13 protein-coding genes and 1 rRNA gene are annotated in these 10578 nt (G+C 48.8%); 9 read left to right on the forward strand and 5 right to left on the reverse strand.

The features are described 5' to 3' along the window. Positions 1 to 9 precede the first annotated feature (9 nt). The 3 genes from rsmB to def are packed head-to-tail and all read right to left on the reverse strand — an operon-like array spanning position 10 to position 2792. The gene (gene rsmB / locus PY479_RS13905; RefSeq protein ID WP_275484137.1) at positions 10 to 1305 is read right to left on the reverse strand and encodes a 16S rRNA (cytosine(967)-C(5))-methyltransferase RsmB; all 1296 of its coding nucleotides are present in this window, start codon (positions 1303 to 1305) and stop codon (positions 10 to 12) included. Next, complete coding sequence (fmt, locus tag PY479_RS13910; RefSeq protein ID WP_275484138.1) at positions 1302 to 2252, reverse strand: methionyl-tRNA formyltransferase; 951 nt, start codon at positions 2250 to 2252, stop codon at positions 1302 to 1304. Before fmt ends, rsmB begins: the two co-directional genes overlap by 4 nt. Positions 2253 to 2279: 27 nt before the next feature. Further along, positions 2280 to 2792, reverse strand: coding sequence for a peptide deformylase (gene def, locus PY479_RS13915; RefSeq protein WP_275484139.1), 513 nt, complete (start codon positions 2790 to 2792; stop codon positions 2280 to 2282). A 145-nt stretch (positions 2793 to 2937) separates the two neighbouring features. On the opposite strand from def, the gene PY479_RS13920 reads away from it, so the two are divergent. The 6 genes from PY479_RS13920 (at position 2938) to hemF (ending at position 7868) form a co-directional block, all read left to right on the forward strand. After that, positions 2938 to 4026, forward strand: a complete 1089-nt coding sequence (locus PY479_RS13920) for a LysM domain-containing protein (protein ID WP_275484140.1) — start codon at positions 2938 to 2940, stop codon at positions 4024 to 4026. A gap of 83 nt (positions 4027 to 4109) precedes the next feature. Further along, entirely contained in the window at positions 4110 to 5123 is a 1014-nt protein-coding gene (gene dprA / locus PY479_RS13925) for a DNA-processing protein DprA (RefSeq protein WP_275484144.1), read from the forward strand. A 2-nt stretch (positions 5124 to 5125) separates the two neighbouring features. Then, the gene (locus tag PY479_RS13930; RefSeq protein WP_275484141.1) at positions 5126 to 5599 is read left to right on the forward strand and encodes a DUF494 family protein; all 474 of its coding nucleotides are present in this window, start codon (positions 5126 to 5128) and stop codon (positions 5597 to 5599) included. 106 nt (positions 5600 to 5705) lie between these two features. Beyond that, positions 5706 to 6269 carry a topoisomerase DNA-binding C4 zinc finger domain-containing protein gene (locus PY479_RS13935; RefSeq protein WP_212594970.1) on the forward strand — a complete coding sequence of 188 codons (564 nt, stop codon included), beginning with the start codon at positions 5706 to 5708 and terminating at the stop codon, positions 6267 to 6269. Positions 6270 to 6372: 103 nt separating this feature from the next. Then, positions 6373 to 6936, forward strand: coding sequence for an L-threonylcarbamoyladenylate synthase (locus PY479_RS13940; RefSeq protein ID WP_212596462.1), 564 nt, complete (start codon positions 6373 to 6375; stop codon positions 6934 to 6936). Positions 6937 to 6953: 17 nt separating this feature from the next. Further along, positions 6954 to 7868 carry an oxygen-dependent coproporphyrinogen oxidase gene (hemF, locus tag PY479_RS13945; RefSeq protein ID WP_275484142.1) on the forward strand — a complete coding sequence of 305 codons (915 nt, stop codon included), beginning with the start codon at positions 6954 to 6956 and terminating at the stop codon, positions 7866 to 7868. 34 nt (positions 7869 to 7902) lie between these two features. On the opposite strand, the gene PY479_RS13950 is transcribed toward hemF, so the two are convergent. Beyond that, positions 7903 to 8331, reverse strand: coding sequence for a group II truncated hemoglobin (locus PY479_RS13950; protein ID WP_275484143.1), 429 nt, complete (start codon positions 8329 to 8331; stop codon positions 7903 to 7905). Positions 8332 to 8458: 127 nt separating this feature from the next. On the opposite strand from PY479_RS13950, the gene aroE reads away from it, so the two are divergent. Continuing rightward, the gene (aroE, locus tag PY479_RS13955; RefSeq protein WP_212594973.1) at positions 8459 to 9277 is read left to right on the forward strand and encodes a shikimate dehydrogenase; all 819 of its coding nucleotides are present in this window, start codon (positions 8459 to 8461) and stop codon (positions 9275 to 9277) included. Beyond that, positions 9274 to 9537 carry a DUF1488 domain-containing protein gene (locus PY479_RS13960; protein WP_212594974.1) on the forward strand — a complete coding sequence of 88 codons (264 nt, stop codon included), beginning with the start codon at positions 9274 to 9276 and terminating at the stop codon, positions 9535 to 9537. The genes aroE and PY479_RS13960 overlap by 4 nt, the downstream gene beginning before the upstream one ends. A 1-nt stretch (position 9538) precedes the next feature. On the opposite strand, the gene PY479_RS13965 is transcribed toward PY479_RS13960, so the two are convergent. Continuing rightward, positions 9539 to 10048: a gamma carbonic anhydrase family protein gene (locus tag PY479_RS13965; protein WP_228730495.1), complete on the reverse strand. Its 510-nt coding sequence runs from the start codon at positions 10046 to 10048 to the stop codon at positions 9539 to 9541. A 462-nt stretch (positions 10049 to 10510) separates the two neighbouring features. On the opposite strand from PY479_RS13965, the gene PY479_RS13970 reads away from it, so the two are divergent. After that, positions 10511 to 10578, forward strand: a 16S ribosomal RNA gene (locus tag PY479_RS13970); the annotation flags it as partial.

Genomic DNA, 10578 nt, shown 5'->3' on the forward strand with positions numbered 1-10578 from the left:
GGTTGTGCCTTAAGCTGTACTGCGTTTAAGCAGCTTTGCGTAGTAAAACCCGTCCATATTGTCCTGTCCCGGCAGTATTTGCCAGTCTGACGAGCAATTTTCTTGTGAAGCTGTGATAACTTGCAGCTCTGCATCAGCGGTTCGCGCTAAAAAAGCGACAATCTGCTGGTGGTTTTCCTCCGGCAGAATCGAGCAGGTGGCATAGAGTAACACACCACCGGGCTTGAGCCACTGCCAGCAGTGATCAAGGATTTGCGCTTGTACTTTAGTGAGTTCTGCAATATCAGCTTCTTTGCGCAACCATTTGATATCGGGATGCCGCCGAATGACGCCAGTCGCTGAACAGGGGGCATCGAGTAAGATGCGATCAAACTTATCACCGTGCCACCATTCATGGATGGCGGCAGCATTGCCTTGAATAACCCTAGCATCGAGCTGCAACCGCGCAAGATTTTGGTTAACCCGCATCAAGCGCTTACTGTCATTATCGACAGCGACCAAGTTGATACCCGGGGTGCGCTCCAGAATATGACAAGTTTTACCCCCTGGAGCCGCACAGGCATCCAATACCAATTCCCCGGCTTGTGCATCAAGGAGTTGCGCCGCCCATTGCGCTGCACCGTCTTGTACTGAGACCGCACCACTTTCAAATCCCGGCAGTTGCGTCACATCACATGGATGTTCTAACAGCATTGCATCATCGCTGGGGCCTGGTGACGCAGTGATTGATTGTTCACTTAACTGTAAGAGGTAGTCACTGCGGCGCTGCTGCTGACAATTATTTCGCAGCCACATCGGCGGACGCTGCTGACTATTCTCTACAACTTGTTGCCACTGGTTTGGATAGGCGGCCTGCAGCTTTTTGAGTATCCATGCAGGGAAATTATATTTCAGTGTCGGACTTTCTCCTGACAACGGCTGTTGTTGGCGTTGGATGTTCCGTAATACGCCGTTAACCACTTTCACCAGATTTTCCTGTCCCAGTTGTCGACATGCTTCAGCCGTTTCAGAAATGGCGGCATGAGGGGGAATGCGGGTGAAATACAGTTGATAACATCCCACCAGGAGTAACTGCTGAATAATGCGTTGCTTGCCTTTAAATGGCTTGGACAGACACGCCGAGACACACTGATCAAGTTGCGGTAATACCCGCATAACACCATAACAAAGCTCAGCAATCAGCGCTTTATCTTTAGGACTGCGGACATTTTGCTGTACATCGGGCAGTGCCAACGACAGTGATTGCCCTTGTTCAAGAACAGCAAAGACTGCTTTAGCTGCTAATGCTCTGAGGTTGAGTCTCATGCGTTCACCAGTGATGTGCCGGGACTGAACCATTCCGCGCGCGCATTAAGAATGTCGGCGGCAGTGGTCGCCTTTTTCCCAGGAAGCTGCAATGTTTGCAGTATCAACAGTCCATCACCGGTTGCGACCGTAATCCCGTGTTTATCTGCGGCTACGATAGTCCCGGGTTCTGCACGAGCGTTTGATGGGGCAATACTGGCTTGCCAAACTTTAACGTTTTGTTGCTGACACTCAAAGTAACTGACGGGCCAGGGATTAAAGGCGCGGATCTCCTGCCACAGCTGTTTGGCCGGTTTCTGCCAGTCGATGGCCGCTTCTTCTTTGCTCAACTTGTCGGCATAACAAGCCAGACTGTCATCCTGAGCTTCTGCTTGCAGCGTATTTTCTGCTATGCCACTCAATGCTTGCAGTAATGCCTCTGGTCCTTGCTGTGCCAGCTTTTCATAGAGACTAGCCGAAGTGTCATCTGCTGTTATCGGTAATCGGGTCTTCAATAACATGGCGCCGGTGTCGAGCCCGGCATCCATCTGCATGACGGTGACGCCAGTTTCCTGATCGCCAGCCCAAATAGCGCGTTGGATCGGCGCTGCACCGCGCCAGCGTGGCAGGATAGAACCATGAACATTAATACAACCCAACCTTGGCGCATCCAATACAGCTTGCGGCAGGATCAATCCATAAGCCACTACCACCATGACATCAGCATTCAATGCCGCTAGCTGTTGTTGTGCCGCTTCATTGCGTAATGTTTTGGGTTGATAAACGGGAATATTGTGGTTCTGTGCCAGCTGTTTGACCGGACTAGGCATCAGTTTCTGGCCCCTGCCAGCAGGCCTGTCCGGTTGAGTGTAGACCGCTATGACCTCATGTGCAGAGTTCAATAACGCCTGCAGATGGCGGGCAGCAAAATCCGGTGTCCCGGCAAATATCACTTTCAAGGACGTCAAATTCTTTCCTGTGTTTGGTTGGTTAGCTCAGAGCTGCTTAGCTTCCTGACGAGCAGCTTTTTCGAGTTTCTGCCTGATGCGTTGACGCTTCAGGGAAGACAGGTAGTCAACAAACAACTTACCTTTCAAATGATCCATTTCATGTTGGATACAGATGGCAAACAGGCCGTCTGCCTCAACGGTAAACTCATTGCCGTCGCGATCCAGTGACTTCACCGTGACAAATTCGGCTCTATCTACCTTGGCATAAATACCGGGGACAGAGAGGCAGCCTTCCTCATTGCAAAAATCACCACTGGAGCTAATGATTTGTGGGTTGATAAAGACCCGTGGCCGCTCGACATCGTCTTGCAGATCCATCACTATCAATTGTTTGTGAAAATCTACTTGTGTCGCAGCCAGACCAATACCTTTTTCGGTATACATAGTTTCGAACATATCGTCGATTTGTTGCTGCAAAGCTGCATTGAAATCAGTGACAGGTTCGGCGACCGTTCGTAGTCGTTCGTCGGGATATCTTAGTACATTTAACAAAGCCATAGGTAACTCGTAACAATTGTGTTAAAACCACGCGAGTTGGTTATACTGTTTCGTGCTAATGCGTTAATTTTAATCCTTAGCGGCTGTCAATAACAGAAAAAGCTCATTATTAATAGAATATGAGCCACACAACACGGATGGGCCCATGAAAAGGTTTACTTTATTTGCGTTACTGTCACTTGTTTGTTCCTGGGTATACGCTGATGTTTTAACTCTTAAATCCGGTCATCCCGACACCTACGTGGTGAAAAAAGGCGATACGCTTTGGGATATATCGGCAATGTTTCTTAAAGATCCATGGCGCTGGCCAAAATTATGGGGAGCCAACCCACAGATTGCTAACCCACACCTGATCTATCCCGGCGATCGCTTGACGCTGGTGTTTATCGATGGTGAACCGCGCATAGTCAAAAAGCCTTTTGTACGCAGCAGCCCTTCAGGACAAATCAAATCCAAAGGCGATGCCATTCCGTTAGTGGATTTGTCTTTGATCGAACAGTACCTAGTGCAGAACCGGATTGTTGATCCTGAATGGTTACAGCAACAGCCGATGGTGGTTGGCGGTGAAAATCCGGCAAAACGCCATGTCGCTGGCGATATCATTTACATCAAGGGTAACGTGCCAAAGGGTACCAAGCTGGGGTTGTACCAGCCAGGACGTAAATTTGTTGATCAAGACAGTGGCGATTCTTTGGGGCAGGAAGCGATTCTTACGGCTACCGGAAGGGTCACTGAATCTGGCGATATTTCCAAAGTGTTACTGTTGAATAATTTCCGCGAAACTAAGGCCGGCTTCAGAGCTTTTTCAGTTGAAGACGATGCGTTTATGTCGGCTTACTTGATGCCAAGGGCCGGAACTGTTGCCGATGCCAAAGTGCTGGCTTCAGAACTTGATATCCGCGAAATGGGTAAATTTGACATAGCCTATATCGACCGCGGCAGTAAGGATGGGGTGGAAACCGGCCAGGTCTTTACCATCTTTAAGCCGGGTGACAAAGTGGTCATTGGTAATGACGGGGTTCCGGTGCTTCCTAATGAACAGTCTGCTTACGACAAAATGCTAGGGGCTATGGACAGCGATGATGTGTTAAAACTGCCTAACCTCTACCGTGGTCAGTTAATGGTGTTTAAAGTGTTTGATAAAACCAGCATGGGACTAATTCTGGTGGATAAGCGGCCTGTGCGGGTTGGTGACATCCTGACTAAACCGGTAACTATTCTGCAAGGAGAATGACAGAGGACGCTCTGGTCGATTGGTTGTTTGTCAGTGCAGTATCCGGGCTTGGCCCGCTACGGATTGGACAACTGCTTGAACACATGGATGTGTCAGAGTTGCGGCAAAGAGTGGAACAGAAATCCGCGTCTTTGCCGATAGCTTTGCCAGAACCACAAGTTGCTGCTGCCTGGCGAAAAGTTGAGGCAGCGCTGACCTGGCAGCGTCAGGCTTCCCATCATTATCTAATTTGTCGTGACGACCCATTATATCCGCCGCTGTTGCAACAAATCGCCGACCCTCCATCAGTACTTTTTATCAAAGGTCATCCAGAGGCATTGTTACGTCCAGCGATTGCCATCGTTGGCAGTCGTGCTGCGAGCCATGCTGGATTGGCGCTGGCGTTCCAATTGGCCGCAGAACTTGACAGTATTGGCCTCGCGGTTGTTAGCGGTATGGCCGCGGGAATTGATGGTGCTGCGCATAAAGGGGCTCTTAGCCATAGCGGCAGTACCATTGCTGTGCTGGGAACCGGCGTAGAACAGATTTATCCGAAGCGGCATCGGCAACTTTACCAGGATATTCAACAATATGGTGCGGTGGTGAGTGAATTCTGGCCTGACATCACCGCATTTGCTGGGAATTTTCCTAAACGAAACCGTATAATCAGCGGCCTCGCGTTGGGAACTCTGGTTGTTGAGGCCCGACGTCGCAGCGGCTCCCTTATCAGTGCAAGAACCGCTATGGAGCAGGGGCGGGAAGTTTTTGCAATACCGGGTCCGGTTATAAGCGGTGATCATCAGGGATGCCATGATTTAATTAAAAATGGGGCAAAACTTGTAGAGTCGCTGGCCGATATAGTAGAAGAGCTGCCGCCGTTGTTGCAAAGTCATTTGCAGGCGCTTCCGGGTCATGTCCCGTTACAAACAGAACATAACTCGCAGTTGCCATTTAAAACGCTGTTAGCTAGTGTAGGGTATGAAACCACACCACTTGATGTTGTGGTTGAACAGAGCGGTATAACGTTGGATCTGGTGTTGGAACAATTGCTTGAACTTGAATTACAAGGTTGGGTTGCCGCAGTACCCGGTGGTTACGTTAGACTCAAGAGGAACTAGCCATGTTTGATATCCTCATGTATCTGTTTGAAAACTATGTACATAGTGAAGTGGAACTGATGGTTGACGAAGATGAGTTAACCAAGGAACTGACTCGCGCGGGTTTTCATCAGTCAGAAATCCTTAAAGCACTCAGCTGGCTTGAGCGTTTAGCTGCTCTGCAGGAAAGTGATACGCCGTATGTCAGAACTAATGACAGCTATTCTTTCCGTATTTACACCAACGATGAAATCGACAAACTGGATGTGGAATGCCGTGGCTTCCTGTTGTTTTTGGAAGAGATCGGCGTGCTCAATTTCAATACCCGCGAAATGGTCATTGACCGGGTGATGGAGTTGGATGAACCTACACTGGTACTCGAAGATCTGAAGTGGGTGATCCTGATGGTGTTGTTCAATGCTCCCGGTAACGAATCGGCTTATGAGCAGATGGAAGACCTGATATTTGAACAGCCGGACGGCAGATTGCATTCTTGAGTGACACATCAAAAGAAAGAGGCTTAGAGCCTCTTTTTTAATGCCCGGGTTCCTAAAGACTAACGTGTTATCATTAACGCAGTGTCTACTAATGAGCGAATAACGTATGGCCAAAATTGACCAAAAACTCTTCAATACTCGTGAACATGCACTGGAACGTGAATATGAAGTTTGCCCCAAGTGTGGTGCTGAGTTGAATATTCGTCATAGTAAACATGGCAGTTTTTTGGGCTGCAGCAATTATCCGACCTGTGACTATAGCCGTCCTTTAGTGCAGCATGAGGCCATCGAATCGCAGGTGATCCCTGGTTCTCGTTGTCCTGAATGTGGTGCGGAATTAGCAGTAAAATCTGGACGCTTTGGCATTTTTATTGGCTGTACTCGCTATCCAGAATGTAAACACGTCGAAAAGCATGACCAGCAGCCAGCGCAACAAGCTATTGATTGCCCACTGTGCCATACCGGCAAACTGGAACCGAGAACTAGCCGTTTCGGTAAAACCTTTTATGCGTGTAGCGATTACCCTAAATGCAAATATTTGGTGAATTACCCGCCACGCGCGGAGGCTTGTCCAGAATGCGGCTTTGGTATCCTGGTTGAGCGTCGTAGCGCAGGAGGGGTGCGTCTGGAATGTCCGCAAAAAAATTGTCACTTCAAAAAGCTTTTGTGATCTGTGTCAAACAATGGTTGGTGCCGGTCAGTGATGTCGTTATAATTCTCAATCACTCGACGGCATTAGCCGCCATTAGCATCTTGTTTGTAAAGGTATAATGATGTTGCAAATACCGGCATCCGCCAGTAAAGAGATACTGCTGGGCGGTGGTGTAATCGCCTATCCTACAGAAGCGGTATATGGCTTAGGTTGTGATCCTGATAATGAAGCTGCCGTGCAGCGTATTCTGGAGATTAAACAGCGTCCCTGGCAGAAAGGACTGATTATGGTCGCTAGCAATTTTGCACAGTTGCGACCTTACATCGATGAAGCGCAATTAACGGAGGCGCAGTTAGCCAGCGCTTTTGCGAAATGGCCGGGTCCGTTTACCTTTATCATGCCAGTCAGAGCGTCACTATCGCCTTTCGTGCGGGGTCAGTTTGATACCTGTGCTGTAAGGGTATCGGCGCATCCACTGGTACGGGAACTCTGTGATTTAGTGAATAAGCCGATTATTTCTACCAGTGCCAATCTGGCCGGAGAGCCTCCAGCTGTCACTGCCGAAGCAATCCTACAGACGTTTGATGGCAAACTGGATGCGTTAGTTATTGGACAGTTAGGTGAGCAACGTCAACCGTCAACCATTATTGATATTCGCAGCGGCAAGGTGTTGCGACAGGGATAATCCATTAAGGAGCTAGTATGACCGCACCGGATTCACAGATGGTGAAGCAGTACCTACAGCAGTTACAACAAAATATTTGCGAAGCGTTGGAACAACTGGATGGTTCTGCCAAGTTTATCGAAGATGCATGGCTGCGGCCGTTAGGCGGCGGTGGCAAAAGTAAAGTGCTGGTGGATGGTGCGGTGTTTGAGCAGGCTGGCGTTAACTTTTCCCATGTGACCGGGGATGCGATGCCGGGGTCGGCAACAGCGCATCGGCCGGAATTGGCCGGACGTAGTTTTGAAGCTATGGGGGTATCCCTGGTTATCCATCCGCGTAATCCTTATGTACCGACCACCCATGCTAACGTGCGTTTCTTTATTGCCCGTAAACCTGATGCAGATCCTGTCTGGTGGTTTGGTGGCGGTTTCGATTTAACGCCTTATTACCCAGTTCTGGAGGACGTCCAGCAATGGCATCGGCAAGCGCAAGCTTTGTGTCAGCCTTTTGGGGATGAGGCTTATCCCAAATACAAAAAATGGTGTGACGAATATTTCTATCTCCCCCATCGTCAGGAAACCCGCGGTGTAGGCGGTTTATTTTTTGATGACCTCAATGCCGGTGGTTTTGACCAGTGCTTTGCTTTTATGCAGGCGGTGGGTAACGGTTTTATCGAGCAATATCGTCCTGTTGTGCAGAAACGCAAAGACACCCCATACGGGGAGCGTGAGCGTCAGTTTCAGCTATATCGCCGCGGCCGTTATGTGGAATTCAACCTAGTTTATGATCGTGGCACTTTGTTTGGTCTGCAAACCGGCGGCCGGACAGAATCGATTCTGATGTCGATGCCACCTTTGGTGCGCTGGCAGTATAGCTATCAGCCAGAGCCGGGAACGCCGGAAGCGGACTTATACCAGAACTATCTTAAACCTCGGGATTGGTTGAGCCAGTGATCTGAAATCAGGCAAACCAATGATCCTCAAAGAATTATTGGTTACGCATATGATCGGCGAGCTGGGCTATCGCCTGATAGATCACTTGCCGATGTTCCGGCTTTTGGACCGATTTTTCCAACGCGATTTTCATACAGCGCAGCCACTGATCTCGCATATTGTCATCAATCGCGAAGTTCATGTGCCGCGCTCTCAGCATTGGATTGCCATATTTTTGTTGAAATAGTTGTGGTCCGCCCAGCCAGCCACTCAGAAACTCATATAGCTTTTGTTCTGATTGCGACAGTGGATTGGGATGAATTGCCAGCAGCTGTTGAGTATCCTCGCGGCGCTGCATCTCTTGGTAAAAATGTTTGGCGATGGCGCGAATGGTGTTATCGCCGCCAATTAAATCGTACGCGTTAGACTGCGTTGGATCTCTGTCGGTGGTTTCGCGGCCAAGTATCTTTTTAATCCAATTCATAACTATCTCAAGTAATCCTATCGGTGCCAGTATACACATTCTTGGTTCAGTCCGTGCAGTAGGGTGATTGCTGACAAAAGTCATTCAAGGGTACACTGCGACAATCATCAGTTGTTAATCTAGTATCATGACCGATCAATACGTTGTCTTCGGCAATCCTATCAAACACAGCAAATCGCCCTTTATCCACAAGGAATTTGCTAAGCAGACGAATGCTGATATCAATTATGAAACGGCATTAGTGCCGCTTGATGATTTTGTTAACACCGCCAGGCAGTTTTTTGCTGCTGGTGGCTGTGGCGCTAATGTTACTGTGCCGTTTAAAGAGCAAGCTTATCGCATGTGTGATGAATTGAGTGATGCCGCGCAGATGGCGGGGGCGGTTAACACACTGATTAAACTAGCTGATGGGCGAATTAGCGGTGACAACACCGACGGTGTCGGCTTAGTGACTGATTTACAGCGCTTTACTTCCTTGCGAGGTAAACAGGTGTTATTGCTAGGTGCTGGTGGCGCAGCCCGTGGTTGCTTGTTGCCATTATTAAATGCCGGTGTTGCCCAGATTGATATTTGCAATCGTACAGCCGCTAAAGCTGAAGTGTTGGCGGCGCTGCATCCGACAAAAGTGCGAGCCGTCAGCGCTGAAGCGTTGCTGCCCTCTTATGACCTAGTGATCAACTCTACTTCCGCCAGTCTTTCTGGAAATGTGCCGCTCATCCCTGCCGCAGCTGTTAATCAGGCACTTTGCTACGACATGATGTATGGCGCAGCGCCAACGGCATTTAATCTATGGTGTGAGGCTAACGGCGCTGCACATGTGGTCGATGGGTTAGGTATGTTGGTGGGGCAGGCTGCTTATAGCTTTTACTTATGGCGTGGAGTGATGCCGCAAGTGGAACCTGTACTACAAAAGTTAAGACAGCAGCTGGTGGGTCAATCATCATGAATCAATCGGTGATTTTCAATGAACAAGTGCGTTGGTTAGCCAAGCTGGACGCGCTGGAATTTATCGCGCAACTGCAGGGCAATCTCATTAAGTGCCGGGTTTCACGGCGCTATCTACAACAGTTTTCTGAGCTAAATCTACACAGCGAGCACGAGATTGTTAATGCTTTTGAATGTCAGCGTTTCGACCTGGAGGATATGGCCGAAACGCTGATAACTGAAGAAGCATTTGATGGTGAGGGTAATATTTCTCTGGGATAGGCTATGCTTGTTGCAGATATTCCGCCTTCAGACGCACATAATTATCTGCCGATGCCGGTAAAAACAGACGTTCCTGCTCAGTTAAAGGTCGGGCCTGGCGAGCGGGGTTTCCCATATACAAGTATCCCGCCTGTAATCGTTTGCCGGGCGGCACCACAGTACCGGCGCCAATAATCACATCATCTTCTACCACCACATTATCCAGAATTATCGCTCCCATACCGATCAGTACCCGATTTCCTATAGTGCAGCCGTGCAGCATCGCCTTATGACCAACTGTCACATCATCACCAATGAGTAGTGGGTAACCCTCAGGATTGCTAGTTGAGCGACGAGTAACATGCAGTACGGATCCGTCCTGAATATTACTACGCAGACCAATAACAATGCGATTAACATCACCCCTTGCCGCCACCAACGGCCAGACACTGGCATCGTCACCAAGTGTAATATCGCCGACCAGTACACAGGTTTCATCAATATAAACGCGCTGCCCAAGCGTAGGAGTCATACCTTGGTAAGGTCTTAAATTTGTCACTGTCATATCATCCGATCTCAATTTTGCTGCTGTTTTCACCATTATACGGACAAAAAAACACTACTCGGGTGAAATAGTGGGCAAACAGATAAAAATCGTAATTTTCTTGCGAATTGGTGCTTGCACAAAACTATAAGCTCCCTATAATGCGCACCCACTGACACGGCAACAGCGACACGCTGGCGGTGTTGAGGACAAGGCGGCAAAGCTGAATTGTCCTGGCGAAAAAAGATTGGTGAAAGCCACTTGACGCCAAAATGGGGTGGTGTAGAATGCACGTCCCTGTTCGGAGATAAGCCCGAACAACGCTCTTTAACAATTGATGAGACAAGCAAATCTGTGTGGGCACTCGCAGTGAATGAATCGCAAAACGATTTAAAACTCACTGAAGAGTGTTCGAACAAAGAACAGTCATTCATAGAGTCGAAAAACTTTTAATTGAAGAGTTTGATCATGGCTCAGATTGAACGCTGGCGGCAGGCCTAACACATGCAAGTCGAGCG

Source organism: Shewanella sp. A32, assembly GCF_029167175.1.
Taxonomy (GTDB): Bacteria; Pseudomonadota; Gammaproteobacteria; order Enterobacterales; family Shewanellaceae; genus Shewanella; species Shewanella yunxiaonensis.